The organism is Streptomyces kurssanovii, from assembly GCF_040677245.1.
Taxonomy (GTDB): Bacteria; Actinomycetota; Actinomycetes; order Streptomycetales; family Streptomycetaceae; genus Streptomyces; species Streptomyces kurssanovii.
Map to the genome: position 1 here is coordinate 12,721 of NZ_JBFAQK010000036.1, position 15,194 is coordinate 27,914.

The 15,194-nt window shown below is 73.0% G+C and carries 11 protein-coding genes; 4 read left to right on the top strand and 7 right to left on the bottom strand.

The window, feature by feature from the left end; all coding sequences use genetic code 11:
• Positions 1-38 precede the first annotated feature (38 nt).
• On the top strand, positions 39-1,673 hold the full coding sequence (locus AB0K36_RS23140; RefSeq protein WP_364597502.1) for a fucose isomerase: 1,635 nt from the start codon (positions 39-41) through the stop codon (positions 1,671-1,673).
• A gap of 217 nt (positions 1,674-1,890) precedes the next feature.
• On the top strand, positions 1,891-4,314 hold the full coding sequence (locus AB0K36_RS23145; protein WP_364597505.1) for a SpoIIE family protein phosphatase: 2,424 nt from the start codon (positions 1,891-1,893) through the stop codon (positions 4,312-4,314).
• 30 nt (positions 4,315-4,344) lie between these two features.
• On the opposite strand, the gene AB0K36_RS23150 is transcribed toward AB0K36_RS23145, so the two are convergent.
• The 6 genes from AB0K36_RS23150 to AB0K36_RS23175 form a co-directional block, all read right to left on the bottom strand.
• A complete protein-coding gene (locus AB0K36_RS23150; RefSeq protein ID WP_364597508.1) occupies positions 4,345-5,196 on the bottom strand; it encodes an MBL fold metallo-hydrolase in 852 nt (283 codons plus the stop codon).
• 131 nt (positions 5,197-5,327) lie between these two features.
• Positions 5,328-5,948, bottom strand: a complete 621-nt coding sequence (locus AB0K36_RS23155; RefSeq protein ID WP_435877919.1) for a 4'-phosphopantetheinyl transferase family protein — start codon at positions 5,946-5,948, stop codon at positions 5,328-5,330.
• A 122-nt stretch (positions 5,949-6,070) separates the two neighbouring features.
• Complete coding sequence (locus AB0K36_RS23160) at positions 6,071-7,651, bottom strand: amidohydrolase (RefSeq protein WP_364597514.1); 1,581 nt, start codon at positions 7,649-7,651, stop codon at positions 6,071-6,073.
• A gap of 13 nt (positions 7,652-7,664) precedes the next feature.
• Positions 7,665-8,495 carry an ABC transporter ATP-binding protein gene (locus AB0K36_RS23165; RefSeq protein ID WP_364597517.1) on the bottom strand — a complete coding sequence of 277 codons (831 nt, stop codon included), beginning with the start codon at positions 8,493-8,495 and terminating at the stop codon, positions 7,665-7,667.
• Positions 8,492-9,613, bottom strand: coding sequence for a FecCD family ABC transporter permease (locus AB0K36_RS23170; RefSeq protein ID WP_435877914.1), 1,122 nt, complete (start codon positions 9,611-9,613; stop codon positions 8,492-8,494). Before AB0K36_RS23170 ends, AB0K36_RS23165 begins: the two co-directional genes overlap by 4 nt.
• Positions 9,610-10,680 carry a FecCD family ABC transporter permease gene (locus AB0K36_RS23175; RefSeq protein WP_364597523.1) on the bottom strand — a complete coding sequence of 357 codons (1,071 nt, stop codon included), beginning with the start codon at positions 10,678-10,680 and terminating at the stop codon, positions 9,610-9,612. Before AB0K36_RS23175 ends, AB0K36_RS23170 begins: the two co-directional genes overlap by 4 nt.
• Positions 10,681-10,950: 270 nt before the next feature.
• Between AB0K36_RS23175 and AB0K36_RS23180 the strand changes: the two genes are divergently transcribed.
• Positions 10,951-12,648 (top strand): ABC transporter ATP-binding protein, encoded by a 1,698-nt coding sequence (locus AB0K36_RS23180; protein ID WP_364597526.1) that lies wholly within the window; start codon positions 10,951-10,953, stop codon positions 12,646-12,648.
• The gene (locus AB0K36_RS23185) at positions 12,645-14,570 is read left to right on the top strand and encodes an ABC transporter ATP-binding protein (protein ID WP_435877915.1); all 1,926 of its coding nucleotides are present in this window, start codon (positions 12,645-12,647) and stop codon (positions 14,568-14,570) included. The genes AB0K36_RS23180 and AB0K36_RS23185 overlap by 4 nt, the downstream gene beginning before the upstream one ends.
• A 412-nt stretch (positions 14,571-14,982) precedes the next feature.
• On the opposite strand, the gene AB0K36_RS23190 is transcribed toward AB0K36_RS23185, so the two are convergent.
• On the bottom strand, positions 14,983-15,192 hold the full coding sequence (locus AB0K36_RS23190) for an MbtH family protein (RefSeq protein WP_364597529.1): 210 nt from the start codon (positions 15,190-15,192) through the stop codon (positions 14,983-14,985).
• Between the last annotated feature and the right edge of the window lie 2 nt (positions 15,193-15,194).

The following is a 15,194-nucleotide window of genomic DNA, read 5'->3' on the forward strand; positions in this document are numbered from 1 at the left end:
CCCGTACCCCCGCAACACACTACGGAGACCGAGAGCGCATGACCTCCTACACCCTTCCCGAGCCGCACCGGGCACCCGCCGCGGAGCCGGGCACCGTCTACACCGTGGCCAGCGGCGACCTGCGCCCCAGCGCCAACACCACCTGCTGGCCGGCGCAGCAGAAGCTCGAGAGCGACCTGGCCGCGGCGCTCGCCGATCTCGGCCGGCAGGTCCGGCGCGGACACGAGGTCGACCCGGAGAAGGGCCACGGCTTCATCGACAGCCAGCGCGCCGGCATCGAGGTCTTCAAGAACATCCCCAGGGACGCCCCGCTGATCGTCGTCGAGGGCGTCTGGCAGTACAGCCACCACGTGATCGCCGGCCTGCGCAGCCACCGCGGGCCGATCCTGATCGTCGCCAACTGGAACGGCGAGTACCCGGGCCTGGTCGGCCTGCTGAACCTCGCGGGCAGCCTCACCAAGGCGGACATCGCCTACTCGGTCCTGTGGAGCGTCGACTTCACCGACGAGTGGGCGCGGCAGGGACTGCGCACCTGGCTGGAGACCGGCACCCTCGTCCACGACACCGGCCACGTCCGCGACCTGCCGGCCCTCCCCGAGGACCCGGAGACCGAGCTGGGTGTGGCGCTGGCCCGGCAGCTGCGCGAGGAGAAGGCGATCATCGGCGTCTTCGACGAGGGCTGCATGGGCATGTACAACGCCATCATCGACGACGAGCTGCTCAATCCCCTGGGCATCTACAAGGAGCGCCTGTCCCAGAGCGCCCTGGTGGCCGAGATGCGAAAGGTCTCCGACGAGGAGGCCCAGGCCGTGCGGGTGTGGCTCGACAAGGCGGGGATGACCTTCCACACCGGCACGGACGAGGCGACGGAGCTCACCGACGCCCAGCTGCTCAGCCAGTTCAAGATGTACATAGCCGCAATGCGGATCTCCGACGACTTCGGTCTCGACGCCGTCGGCATCCAGTACCAGCAGGGCCTCAAGGACATGGTCCCGGCGAGCGACCTGGCGGAGGGTCTGCTCAACAACGTCCAGCGGCCGCCGGTGCTCAGCCGCGACGGCGCGCGCGAGCTGTACGCGGGAGCGCCGCTGCCGCACTTCAACGAGGTCGACGAGGGCGTGGCCGTCGACTCCCTGGTCACCAACCGGATCTGGACGGCGATGGGTCTCGACCCCGCCACGACGCTGCACGACATCCGGTGGGGCGAGGAGTACGAGGGCCGGTTCGTATGGGTCTTCGAGATCTCGGGCTCCGTGCCCGCGTCCCACAACGGCGGATACGACAAGTCGTGGAGCATGCGCCAGCCGCCCATGTTCTTCCCGCTCGGCGGCGGCACGCTCAGCGGCGTCTCCAAGCCGGGTGAGGTCGTCTGGTCGCGGGTCTTCCTGATGGACGGAAAGCTCCACGTCGACATGGGCCGGGCGAGCGCGGTGGAACTGCCGGAGGAGGAGACGGAGCGCAGGCTCGAGGCGACGAACCGGCAGTGGCCGATCATGCACGCCGTACTGCACGGCGTCAGCCGCGACCAGTTCATGGCCCGCCACCGCGCAAACCACCTGAACGTGGCATACGCGCCGGACGCGGAGACCGCGGACAAGGCGCTGCGGGCCAAGGCCGCGCTCTTCGCCGAGCTCGGCCTCGAGGTTCACCTGTGCGGGGACGTCGCGCTCTAGCGACGGACCGCCGGGTGTTCACGCCAGGAGGGGGCTGTCCGGCGGCAGTCCCCTCCTCGGCGTTTCCCGGCCTCCGGCCCCCGCGACTCCCGGGCTCCACGGGGCCGAGGAGGCCCGCCCGGCGCATCATCTTCGTCCTCTGACTAGCTCCGACCCCGCGAACAACGGCAGCATGGGGAACAGCGCGGTACATGACCGCGTACGGAGGCGGTGCGCGTTGTCACGGGCGAGTTTTGCGTTCTGCGGGGCCGAGCTGGCCGCTGTCTACGTCCTCACCGAGGGTGGCGACGAGCTACGGCTGGCCGAGGTCGTGGGCGACCGCGGCGGGACGTACGGGTTGCCGGCCGTGCTCGGCCTCGGCAGCCGCTCCCCCGCCACGGACGCCTTCCGCGCCGCCCGGCCCCTGTGGCTGAGCCCCGCGGAGCTGTCCGCGTACACCTCCAGCGACCCGCGTGGAGTGACGCCCGTGGGCCCCGGGACGCTGCCGCCAAAGTTCTCGCTGGGCGCCCTGCCGCTGGGCCACGGGGCCGCCAAGCTGGGCTGTCTGGTGGTCGCGGGCGAGACGGCGGACGGGTTCGACGCCGACCGCCGGAGCCTGCTGGAGCTCTACGCCGATCAGGTGGCCGCCGGACTCGAGTCCGTGCCGGCCCGCGTCGTCGGACGGTCGGGGCCCAGGACGCATCCGGGGCCCACGCTGGTACCGCTCCACAGCGGCGCGTTCACCCTGACGCTGGACACCGGGCACATGGAGGCGGACGAGCGCGTGCTGGAGCTCCTCGGGATCGCCCCCGAGGACTTCGACTCGCGGGTGGAGACACTGCTGTCCTGCGCCGTCCCCGACGACATTCCGGCGCTGATGGCCGTGGTCGAGCCGGGCAGGCTGTCGTCGTCCGGGGAACAGCTGGCGTTCCGTATCCGCCGGCCGGGCGGTGAGCTGCGCTGGCTGGGTCTGCGCTGCCGGCTGAGGTTCGGCGCCGACGGCATGCCCGAACGGGTGCTCGGTGTGGTCGCGGACGCCGTCTATCTGCGTCCCACCGACGACGAGGTCGCCATCGTGCAGGGGCTGTCCGCCCGGCTGGCGGGGGCGAGCACCGTGCGGGACGTCAGCCGCATGGTCGTCGACGCACTGCGCCAGCCGCTGGACGCGAGCCGGATCGCCGTCGCGGAGCTGGACGCCGACCGGCTGCTGGTCACCATCCTCGACCCGCCGGAGCCGGACGCGTGGCCGGGCGTGTGGCAGACGGAGTGGCGGTCCGAGTGGCCGGACGCGTCGTGCCACTCGCTGCCCACGCTGCAGAACGCCCTGCGGGACGGCCATATGAGCCTGTGGCCGCCCGGCGCCGACCTGGAACCCGGTCTCCTCGGCATCGGCCCCGGCGGCCTGGCGGTCGTCCCGCTCCCGGCCGACGGACGCCTCATCGGCGTGTGCCTGGTGGGCTGGGACATCGAGCACGAGTTCGCCCCGGAGGAGCGGTCACTGCTGACGGCGGTCGCCGGACTGGTCGGCAACGCCCTCAGACGCGCCCACGCCCTCGACGCGGGGCACGAACTGGCGAGGATGCTCCAGCGCAGCCTGCTGCCCCGCAAGCTTCCGGTGCTGCCCGGCGGCGTGGCGGTCGCCCGCTATCTGCCCGCGACCGTGGGACTGGAGGTCGGCGGCGACTGGTACGACGTCATCCCGCTCTCCGACGGGCACGTGGCTCTCGTCATCGGCGACGTGCAGGGCCACAGCGCCGCGGCCGCCACCATCATGGGCCAGATGCGTACGGCGGTCCGCGCCTACGCGGTGGAGGGCCATCCCCCCGACGTGGTCGTCTCGCGCGCCAACCGGCTGCTCGTCGGCATGGAGACGGACCTCTTCGCCACCTGCCTGTACGTCGATCTGGACATGGAGGAGGGCATCGCCATCTTCGTCCGGGCGGGCCACCTGCCGCCGGTGCTGCGCCACCCGGACGGCAGGACCGAGGAGCTGGTGGTGGAGGGCGGGCCGCCGCTGGGCGTGCTCGCGGACGCCGAGTTCACCATGACCGAGGCGGGTCTGGTGCCCGGCACCCTGCTCATGCTGCTCACCGACGGCCTGGTGGAGTCGGCGCACCTCCCCCTGGAGGACGGCATGCGCCGCGTGGGCGAGGCCCTCGGTGCCGCGGACCCTTCCGACATCGGGAGGGTGGCCGACGAACTCCTCGGCACCGCCGACGGGCGCGACGACGACGTCGCGGTGCTGCTGTTGCGCTACGACGGGTCCAGAGTGCGTCCCCTGCGGACCCACTGGACGGTGTGGCGGCTGACGAACGCCGTGCTCCACGCCCGGCGTTTCGCCGCGCGCACGCTGCGCTCCTGGGGCGTGCGGGAGGAGGTGGACATCGCGCTGCTGGTGGTGTCCGAGCTCGTCACCAACGCCATCGCCCATACCCAGGGCGAAGTGGGACTGGACCTGACGCTGTCGTCGGACCGGCTGCGGATCGCCGTGAACGACACCTCCCCCCGCTCCCCGGTGATCCCGGCGGACCTCGACTGGGAGGCGACGGGCGGACGCGGTCTGCTCATCGTCGAGGCGACGACGGCGTCCTGGGGCTCGCTGCCGCTGAGCGGCGGCAAGCAGGTGTGGGCGGAGATCGAGGTGTCGGGCACCGGTACGTGACGCGGGTCGCACTACGCGCGGCGCCGCCCCTCACGTCCCCGACGGCCGCGGCTGCTCCGGCGGGACCGAGCTCTCGGCCACCGCCATCCACTGGTCCAGGTCGGCCTGGGTGAACTCCGTCCACGGTGGCATGTCGGGAAGCCGGCGGAGGTGGTCGTAGGCCTCGGGGATCTGCGGGCCGCGGAGGACCGGGGTATGGCAGCCGGCGACGACCTCGGCGTTCAGGTGCTGGAAGTCGGTGACGACCGACCCGAACTTCCGGGCGTCCGTCAGGGCGACCCAGGGGGAGACCAGCCGTCCGCCGAAGAGCTGGCCGTCGCGGAATTCGTCCGGGGACAGCGCCGCCGTCTCGGGCACGGGGGCCGGCACGTTCATGGCGAAGGTGTCGACGGCCCACAGGACGTCGGTCTTCGAATCGAAGAGCGCGCGGGTCGTGGGGTTGTCGTACAGCGGGGGCCGTTTGGCGACCAGGGTGCGGTCGCCCGCGTCGATCGTGTCGCCGTCGGTCATGAAGCGGCACCGGTTGATCGGGGTCTCCCACTCCTCGGCCATGCGGCCGATGGAGAACCATGTCGTCAGCAGGGTCGCGTTGGGGCACTGGGCGAGGACCGCCAGAAGGTTGCCGGCGTGGTCGCGGTCGTCGTGGGTGAGGAAGATCCACCGTACGTCGAGGGGATCCACGACGGACCAGGCTGCCTCCAGCCACTGGGAGCGCACCGCGGGCGCACCGGTGTCCACGATGACCGGTTCGGATCCCCGGATCACCATCGAGTTCATCGGGAAGTGGCCGACGGGCGGGGCCTCGAGGGCCCACGGGATGACGAACGTCTCCTCGGCGATCTTGTACGGCTGCAGAAGGTTGAACGTTTCCATGGTTGTCATCGCTGCTCTCCCTTGGCCGGAGTCGATGCAGCGTCGGTGATTCCAGTGCAGCCCCGGGCCGGGCCGTCGTCAAGCGCCGAAGCCGTGACGGCCGGCTGCGGTGAGCGACGACGGGTGCACGGCGGCAGGGCTCACCCCGGCCGGCGTACGGCGCAGGCGGCAGCGTGCCCGGCGGGGACCGGGACGTCGGTGAGTGACCAGCCGGGCACGGCCGCGGGGGCAGGGCCGGCTCCCACATACGTGACCGCCGGGTCCTCGCCGAGGCCGATGCCGACGCCTTTGAGGTACGCCTCCTTCCGGGTCCAGCAGCGGCCGACCGAGGCGGGGCGGGCCCGGTGCGGTACGGCGGCCACCTCGGCGCGCTCACGCGGGTGCAGCATGGCGCCGATCTCGGCCGCCGCCTCCAAGGACGGGTCGGCCTCCACGTCGATGCCGACGGGGGTGTCGGCGAAGGCGAGGAGGGCGAGGTCGCCGGAGTGCGCGAGGGAGAAGTGGAAGGGCGCGCCGGCCACGGCCGGGCGGCCGTGCGGCTCGCCGCAGCCGGGGCACGGTTCCCGCACGAGGCCGACGGCCGCCGGGTCCTCGTCCAGGTACGCGCCGAGCAGGCGCCGCAGCACCACGTGCGCGACGCGGTACCGGTCGCGGTCACGGTCCCGTACGAACGCCCGGACCCGGGCCCGTTCCTCGGCGTCGAGAAGCCACTCGTCCGCGGCGGCCCGTGCGGCGTACTCGCTCGCGCGCACGCGCCACAGGCGTGGCCCGGAACCGGCCTCCCAGCCTGCGGGCAGCCGTTCCGTGCCGGTGCCGATGAGGACCGGCACGCCGCTCCGCGGTGTGCCGCCGGCCGGGTCACGCGTGAGCACGCCGCGCACGGTCATTCCCCGGACGCCGCCGTGCGCCGCTCGCGGCCGTCGACGAACGTCGCCACGACCTCGATGTCACCGATGTGCGAGGTGCTGACGCGGCGCGGGTCGTCCCCGAGCACGACCAGGTCGGCGCGTTTGCCCGGGGCGAGGCTGCCCGCGCTGTCCTCCCAGTGGCAGGCGTAGGCGCCGTCGACGGTGTACGAGCGCAGCGCCTCTTCGACGGTGATGCCCTCGTCCGGGCCGATCAGCCGGCCGGACCGGGAGGCGCGCTCGACCATGAACTGGACGGCGCGCAGCGGTGATCCGTCGGTGACCGGGCGGTCGGAGCTGCCCACGAGGGTGATGCCGTGGTCGAGGAACGCCCTGCCGCGGTACAGCCACGGTGCCCTGCCCTCGCCCATGACCGTCGCGTAGTCGTCGCCGAAGTAGCGCAGGAAGTTGGGCTGGACGACGGCGCTCGCGCCGAGCCGTGCGAGGCGGGGAAGCTGGTCGGGCCGGATCAGGCCCGCGTGTTCGATGCGGTGACGGGCGCCGGGGCGCGGGCGGAGGCGCTGTGCCCGTTCCAGGGCGTCCAGCGCCAGGTCGGCGGCGCGGTCGCCGATCGCGTGGACGGCGAGCTGCCACCCGGCGAGATGACCGTCCACGATGGTGTCCGCGATGCGCTCCGGATCGTCCTGGAACTCCCCTGTGTGTTCCATGCCGTGGTACGGGGCGGTGAGCGCCGCGGTCCTGGCCATCATGCCGCCGTCGGTGTAGACCTTGAGGGCGCCCACGGACAGCCAGTCGTCGCCGAACCCGGTGCGCAGGCCTAGGTCGAGGGCGCGGGGTATGCCGTCCGAGCGGTGCGAGCCGACGGGGCGCAGCGTGTCCGCGGCCACCATGAGCTGGACGCGCAGGGGCAGTCGGCCCTGGTCCCGCAGGAGTTGGTACGCGCCGAGCTCGACAGGGCTGTGGCCGAGGAGGCCGCCCCCGATGCCGGCCTCCGCGCAGGCTGTGACGCCTTCGTCCAGGCAGGTGCGGGCGGCGCGCTCGATCGCGTCGGCGAGTTCCTCCTGCGCGTACGGCAGCCGCAGCCGCCGCGCCGCGGTCATGGCGCTTTCCGCGAGAAAGCCGTCCCGGTGCGGGACATCGGCCGGCAACAGGTCCAGGACGGCGCTGTTGACCACGCAGCCGTGTCCGGAGTCGTGCATGATGAACAGCTTGTGCCCGTCGCTGACCTGGTCCAGTTCGGCGGCGGTCAGATGGCGTCCCAGGGCGCGCTGGTCGTAGCCGCCGATGTCGACCCAGCCGCCGGACCCCTTGCGGGCGACGGCGTCCGCCACCACCGCGAGCACGTCGTCGACCCGCTCGCACGGGGCCACACTGGGTGTGCTCGCCTTCAGACCCGCCCAGGCGAGGTGCACATGGGCGTCGATGAATCCGGGGAGCACGGTGGCGCCTTGGAGGTCGATCACCTCGCGCGCGGGCAGTGCGGACACCGCGTCGTCCAGGCCGACGATCCGGCCGCGCCAGATGCCCAGTTCACGGGCGACGGGATGCCGCGGGTCCATGGTGACGATGTTCGCGTTCGTCAGCCTCGTGCAGAGCATGGGCGGTCCGTCCCTAGGATGTCCGGGCCATGGCACGGCGCTTGCGCGCAGTGGGCACCATGAGCGGGGTACCGGTCTCGGGGTCGTCGATGATCCGGCAGGGCAGGCCGAACACGTCCTCCACCAGCTCCGCGGTCATGATCGTCGCCGGGTCGCCCTCCGCGGCGATGACGCCGCCGGCTCTCATGACGACCAGGTGACTGGCGTAGCGGCACGCCTGGTTGAGGTCGTGCAGGACGGCGACGATCGTGTGACCCTTGCGTTCGTGCAGATCGGCGCAGAGGTCGAGGACCTCCACCTGGTGGGCGATGTCGAGGTAGGTGGTCGGTTCGTCGAGCAGCAGGACGGACGTCTCCTGGGCCAGCACCATGGAGAGCCAGACGCGTTGCCGCTGACCGCCGGAGAGGTCGTCGACGGGACGGTCGGCGAGTTCCAGCACCCCGGTCTGCCGCATGGCGGCGATCACGGCGTCCTCGTCCTGGGCCGTCCACTGCTTCAGCAGCCGCTGGTGCGGGTAGCGGCCCCGGGCCACGAGGTCCCCCACCGTGATGCCACCGGGCGCGGTCGACGACTGCGGCAGGAGGCCGAGCCTGCGGGCGACTTCACGGGAGCGGTACGACGAGATGGCGGCCCCGTCGAGGTACACCTGTCCTGCGGCCGGGCGCAGCATCCTGGCCAGCGCCTTGAGCAGGGTGGACTTGCCGCAGGCGTTCGGCCCGATGATCACGGTGAACGAGTGGTCGGGTATGACGATCCCGAGTGAGGTGGCCACGGTCCGCCGGTCGTAGGAGAGGGTGAGGTCCTCGGCCCGGAGCCGGGCCGTCGGGGCGGTCGTCGCTGTCATACGCGGCTCTTTCGTGACTCCGTGACCAGCAGCCAGATGAGATACAGCCCGCCGATGGTGCCGGTCGCCGTGCCCACCGGCAGGAGGGCGGGTGAGAAGAGGCGCTGGACCGCGAGATCGCTCCCGGCCAGCATCACGGCGCCCATCAGGGCGGCGGGGACCAGTCCGGGGCCGGGCGACCGGATCAGTTTCCTCGCCACTTGCGGGGCCGCCAGCGCGATGAACCAGATCGGTCCGGTCACGGCGGTGGCGAAGGCGGCGAGCGCGACGCTGACGAACAGCAGGGCGACCCGGCTGCGTGCCACGTCGACGCCGAGGGCCGTCGCCGTGTCGTCGCCCATCTCCACCATGGAGAGCCGGCCGGCGAGGACGAAGGCGAGGGGCAGCAGGACGGCGACGGCCACGCCGATCGCGACCGCGTGGTCCCAGCCGCGGTTGCCCAGGCTGCCGATCAGCCACGCCTGCGCCTCCAGCGCCTCCTGCCAGCTCGCCCGGGTGATCAGGTAGGAGTTGACGGCGAGCAGCAGGGCGCTCACCCCGATGCCCATGACGACGAGCCGGAAGCCCTGCGTCCCACCGCTGAACACCAGCAGGTAGACGACGGCGGCGGTGACCAGCCCGCCGATCAGCGCCCCGACGGCGATCTCGGTCATGCTGCCGTGGAACACGACGATGACGAGCAGCGCCCCGGTCGCCGAGCCGTTGGTGAAGCCGATGATGTCCGGGCTGCCGAGGGCGTTGCGGGTCAGGCTCTGCAGCACCGCACCGCTGACGGCCAGCGCCGCCCCGACGCACAGCGCGGTCACCAGCCGGGGCATGCGCAGGGTGTTGACGATGAAGTCCGCGCCGCCCGTTCCGTCGCCGGTGAGCGCCCGGAGCACCTCGCCGACGGACAGCTCGAAGTCCCCGGTGGTGAGGGAGACCCCCATGATCACCACAAGCGCGACGAGGAGCACCGACGTCACGGCCAGCGCACGGCCCTGGACGCGCAGGGAGACGCGTCCACCGCGGGTACGGACGACGCGTCCACTGATCACGCGGGGCTTCGACGTGCCGGCCCGCCCGCCGCTTCCGGTGGTTCCTGTCGCCGCGGTCCCGGCCTTCCTTACGGCGCTCACAGCATGGCCAACTTCCGTCGGCGGCACAGCGCGAGGAACAGCGGAGCACCGAGGAACGCGGTGACGATGCCGACCTGGACCTCGCCGGGAGCGCCGATCACCCGGCCCAGTGTGTCGGAGCCGACGACGAGGATCGGCGCGAGCAGCATCGAGTACGCCAGGAGCCACCGCTGGTCGGGGCCCACGAAGAAACGCGCCACGTGCGGCACCACGAGTCCGACGAACCCGATGGGGCCGGCGGCGGCGGTGGCGGCGCCGCACAGCAGCATCACCGCCAGCGCGCCGAGCATCCGGGTCCGGCCGACGTTCACCCCCAGGGCCCGTCCCAACTGGTCGCCCATGGCCAGCGCGTTCAGCGACGGGGCGAGCGCCAGGGCGATCACCACACCCACCACGACGAACGGCAGGACGACCTGCACGATGCCGAGGTCCCGGCCGGCGAGCGCGCCCACCGTCCAGAACCGGAATTTGTCGAACGCCCGTGGATCGAGCAGCAGCACCGCCGAGTTGAAGGCGTACAGCACGGCCGTCACCGCCGCTCCCGCGACGACGAGCCGGTCCGGGGTGGCCAGGGTACGGCCCGCGGAGCCGAGCAGATGGACGACGACGGAGGCGACCGCGGCGCCGACGAACGCGAACCACACGTACCCGAGGGCCGAGCCGACGCCCAGGAACGCGATGGCCACGACCACGCCGGTCGAGGCGCCGAGGCTCACGCCGAGCAGACCGGGATCAGCGAGCGGGTTGCGGGTCAGCGCCTGCATCAGCGCGCCCGACAGGCCCAGAGCCATGCCCACCAGCAGGCCGAGCAGGGTCCGTGGGATCCGGTAGTCGTGGATGATGACCGCCGCGTCCGACCCGTCGGGCTGCCACAGCACGCTCCACGTCGAGGTGAACGGGATGTCCCTGGTACCGATCCAGACGCTGAGCAAGGAGATCAGGACCAGCACCCCGAGCGCCACGAGGAGACCCAGACTCCGCAGCGCGGCCACCGCGGCCCGTCGGGTCGGGGGCGCGGCCGGTTCGTCGGCACCGCTTCCGGACGGCGCCTGCGCCTCGACCAACAAGCGATACCCCCTGGCGGCAAATCGCGTAGCACGCAGGCAATGTGACGACGTCACACGGTCACTTAGGTGAGGCTAACCGAACCGCGGCCGGAGGGTCAACGCCCCTGCGCTTTGCGCCATTTCACCCGACGGGGCCCGCCCTTGAGGCAACGGCCGGAACCGGCGCGTCCTGCGCGCGGGCCGAAGGAAACTCACGGCCGGGCCCGGCGAAGCGGGAGGCAAATCAGGGTAGCCTTACCTGACTTGCCTGCTTCTCCTCGGAGGTACCGCATGCTCGACGGAGGACCGACGGGGGGCCAGGTCCTCCGAAGGGCGATCGGCGGCCGGCGCCGCCACATCGCCGGGGCTTCGCTGCTCGGGATGACGCACCAGGCGTGCGAGGCGATGGTCCCCGTCGTCATCGGCGTCATCATCGACGAGGCGGTGGCGACCGGCTCCTCGGGCGCCCTCCTGGCCAGGCTCGGGCTGCTGGCCGCACTCTTCCTCGTCCTGTCCACGTGTTACCGGACCGCCGCCAGGATCACCGACGCGGCCGGCGAGCACGCCGCGCACCGGATACGGCTGGACCTCGGTGCCAAGGTGCTCGACCCGCGTGGCGGCGCCGACACGGGCCGGCTCCCCGGGGCGCTGACCGCCGTCGCCACCGGCGACGCGGAGCGGGTGGGCGCCGTCGCGGCGGCGCTCTCCTACGGCGTTTCGGCATTCGCCGGACTGGCCGTCAGCGCGGTGGTGCTGCTGCGGATCTCGGTACCCCTCGGTCTGCTGATCCTGCTCGGCGTCCCGCCCCTGCTGTGGATCGGCCACCGCATCAGCCGGCCGCTCGAGCGGCGCAGCGAGGTCGAGCAGGAGCGCGCCGCCCACGCCTCCGGCGTCGCCGCCGATCTGGTGGCGGGCCTGCGGGTGCTCAAGGGGATCGGGGCGGAGCAGGCCGCGGTGTCCCGGTACCGGCGCACCAGCCAGGACTCTTTGGCGGCGGCCCTGCGTGCGGCCCGCAGCCGGGCGTGGCACGACGGGGCGATCCTCGCCCTCACAGGGATCTTCATCGCCGTCATCGGGCTGGTCGGCGCGCACCTGGCGATGCGGGGCGCGATCAGCATCGGCGACCTGGTGGCGGCCGTGGGACTCGCCCAGTTCCTGCTCGGGCCGTTCCAGTTGCTCACCTACGTCAGCGGCGAGTTCGCGCAGGGGCGTGCCTCCGCGGAGCGCATCGCGGAGGTGCTGGCGTCGCCAGCCGCCGTGCCCGCCGGGACGGCCGCGCTGCCCGGCCCGGTCACCGGCGCACTGCGGCTGCGCGGCGTCACGTACGGGGCGCTGCGCGGGACCGACCTCGACATCGACGCCGGAACCCTCCTCGGCGTGGTCGTCAGGGACCCGGCCGCGGCGAGCGACCTCCTGCTGTGCCTCGGCCGTGAACTCGATCCCGCGGAGGGGACGGTGGAGCTCGACGGCGTGCCCCTGGCCTCGCTCGCACCGGCCGACGTGCGGGGCGCGATCCTGGTCGCCCACCACGACGCGGATCTGTTCGAGAGCAGTCTGCTGGACAACGTACTGGCCGGGCGGGACGGCGGCCCCGTGGACGTCGGACCCGCGCTGACGGCCTCGGCGGCGGACGACGTCGCACAGGCCCTGCCGCAGGGGGTGGACACGATGCTGACCGAGCGCGGCCGGTCGCTGTCCGGCGGGCAGCGTCAACGGGTCGCGCTGGCACGGGCGCTCGCCGCCGATCCGCCGGTGCTGGTGGTCCACGATCCGACCACGGCGGTCGACACCGTCACCGAGTCGCGGATCGCCGCGCGGCTGAGCGAACTCCGCCGGGGCCGCACGACGATCCTCGTCACCACAAGTCCCGCTCTGCTGGCCGTGACCGACCGTGTGGTGGTGATCGACGAGGGCGTCGTCACGATGGACAGCCGCCACCCTGATCTCGTCGCCACCGACGAGGCGTACCGCTCGGTGGTGCTGGCGTGACGGCCGCACGGGGCGGCGCCCCGCACGACGAGGCGGCCTCTCGGGACAAGGCGACCGCGCCCGGTGAAGGCGCCGCCGGACCCGGAGCCGCGGACGACGGAGGCCGGACGACCAGCGGGACCGGCACACCCGACCGTGAGCTGCTGCCGATCGCCACCGGCGCCCAGACCCTCGCCGCCGTCGGCACGTTGCTGCGCGGCCACCGGCTGCTGACCGTGACCGCGGTGTCCGTCCTCCTCCTCGGAACGGGCATCGGCATGCTGACCGCTCCCCTGCTGGGCCGCATCGTCGACCTGGTCGTCGCGCAACGCGGCCCCGGCTCGCTCACACTGCCGATGGTCCTCCTCCTCGTCGTGGCGACGGCCAGGGGCGTCGCCACCGCGGTCGGCAGCTCGCTCGTCGCCCGGCTCGGCGAGACCGTGCTCGCGGGTCTGCGTGAGCGGTTCGTCGAGCGGGCGCTGCGGCTGCCGCTGCAACGGGTGGAGCGGGCCGGTTCCGGCGATCTGACCTCCCGGGTGACCGGCGACGTGACGCTGGTGACGAAGGCCGTGCGCCAGGCACTGCCCGAGTTCAGCGGCGCCGTCCTCACCATCGTGCTCACCCTGGTCGGACTCGCCGTGCTGGACTGGCGTTTCCTCCTCGCCGTCCTGCCGGCCGTACCGGTCCACATCCTGACCGTTCGGTGGTACATCCCCCGCTCCACCCCGGTGTACGCGGCGCACCGGGTGGCGGCCGGCGCCCTCCAGCACCAGCTCCTCGACAGCGTCGGCGGTGTGCGGACCGTACGCGCGTTCCGGCTGAACGCCAGGCACGCGCGGCTGCTGGAGCAGCGGTCACGGGACGCGGTAGACCTCGCGCTGCGCGGCATCCGGCTCGTTTCCGGGTTCTTCTCGCGGCTCAACCTCGCCGAGTTCGTCGGCCTGGCGTCGGTCCTGGTCACCGGATTCCTGCTGGTCGGCGACGGTTCCGTCAGCATCGGCACGGCGACCGCCGCGGCGCTCTACTTCCACAGCCTGTTCAATCCCGTCAACGCCGCGCTCTTCCTCATCGACGAGGCGCAGTCGGCCGGCGCGGGCCTTGCCCGCCTGGTCGGCGTGTCGAGCCTGCCGGCAGAGCATGATCCGGCCGGCGCCCCCGTGCCGGTCGACGGGTCCGTCAAGGTGTACGGGCTCGGCCACGCGTACGTGCCCGGGCACCCGGTACTGCGCGAGGTCGACCTCGAGGTCCGTGACGGCGAGCGGGTGGCGCTGGTCGGTGCCAGCGGGGCAGGGAAGACGACCCTGGCGAAGCTGATCGCCGGTGTCCATCCGCCGTCCGGCGGCTCGTTCAGCCTCGGCGGCGTCGACGCGCGAGAGCTCGGACCGGCCGGCATCCGGCGTGCGGTGACGCTGATCAGCCAGGAGGTCCATGTGTTCGCCGGACCGCTGGCGGAGGACCTGCGGCTGGCCCGGCCCGAGGCCACCGACGACGAGCTGCGCGGCGCGCTCGCCCGGGTCGACGCCCTCGCTTGGGTGGAGGCGCTGCCTGACGGGCTCGGCACCGTCGTCGGAGAGGGCGGCCACCGCCTCACGGTGACCCAGGCCCAGCATCTGGCGCTGGCCCGCCTGGTCCTGGCCGATCCGCCGATAGCGATCCTCGACGAAGCCACGGCGGACGCGGGCAGTGCCGGGGCCCGCACCCTGGAGGCGGCCGCGCTCAAGGCACTTGAAGGCCGGACGGCGCTGGTGGTGGCCCATCGGCTCCCCCAGGCGGCGACCGCCGACCGTGTCGTCGTCCTCGACGGGGGCCGGGTCGTCGAGACGGGCACGCACGAGGAGTTGGTGGCGGCGGGCGGGCGCTACGGCGACCTTTGGTCGGCGTGGTCCGACAGCCGCCGGCGGCCGGGGGACGACGGGGCGTCGCGGACGGCCGCCAAGGCGTGACCCGGGCGGGACCGGGCACGGTGGCGCAGGCTCCGCGCCCCGACGCCGCCGACTCCCGTACTCCCGAGGGGCGTCGCAGGCCGGCCGTCAGGCCCTTGGCGCCACAACCGCCACCAGCTTCGCGCCTCGACGCCGCCGGCTTCCCCCGCTCCGCCGGGGCGTCGTGGACGGCCGTCAACCGATCCCGGCGCGTGGCGGGCGCGGTCACCGTCCCGCACGGCGGGCGCGGTCACCGTCCCGCGTGGGTGGCCGCGGTCACCGTCCCGCGTGGGTGGCCGCGGTCACCGTCCCGCGTGGGTGGCCGCGGACTCCCGGCCGGCGGGCCGACGGGCCGGCGGTTCAGGTGGCGGACGGCCGGCGGTTCAGGTGGCGGAGGCCCCGCCACCCCCGCCGGCCCGTCCCCGAGCGGGATTCAGCCCTGCCGCGCGATCAGGCTCGCCGGCCGCAGGTCCGTCCAGTTGGCCTCCACGTAGGCGAGGCAGGCGTCCCGGGTGTCCTGACCGAACACGGTGCGCCATCCCGCGGGCACCTCGGCGAACGAGGGCCACAGCGAATGCTGGTTCTCGTCGTTGACCAGGACCAGGAAGCGGCCCTGCGGGTCCTCGAACGGGTTGGTCGTCATAG

Excerpts from the sequence above, each read along its gene's own strand:
- AB0K36_RS23140 (WP_364597502.1), top strand. The coding sequence starts at position 39 with ATGACCTCCTACACCCTTCCCGAGCCGCACCGGGCACCCGCCGCGGAG.
- AB0K36_RS23150 (WP_364597508.1), bottom strand. The coding sequence starts at position 5,196 with ATGACAACCATGGAAACGTTCAACCTTCTGCAGCCGTACAAGATCGCC.
- AB0K36_RS23160 (WP_364597514.1), bottom strand. The coding sequence starts at position 7,651 with ATGCTCTGCACGAGGCTGACGAACGCGAACATCGTCACCATGGACCCG.
- AB0K36_RS23165 (WP_364597517.1), bottom strand. The coding sequence starts at position 8,495 with ATGACAGCGACGACCGCCCCGACGGCCCGGCTCCGGGCCGAGGACCTC.
- AB0K36_RS23180 (WP_364597526.1), top strand. The coding sequence starts at position 10,951 with ATGCTCGACGGAGGACCGACGGGGGGCCAGGTCCTCCGAAGGGCGATC.
- AB0K36_RS23190 (WP_364597529.1), bottom strand. The coding sequence starts at position 15,192 with ATGACGACCAACCCGTTCGAGGACCCGCAGGGCCGCTTCCTGGTCCTG.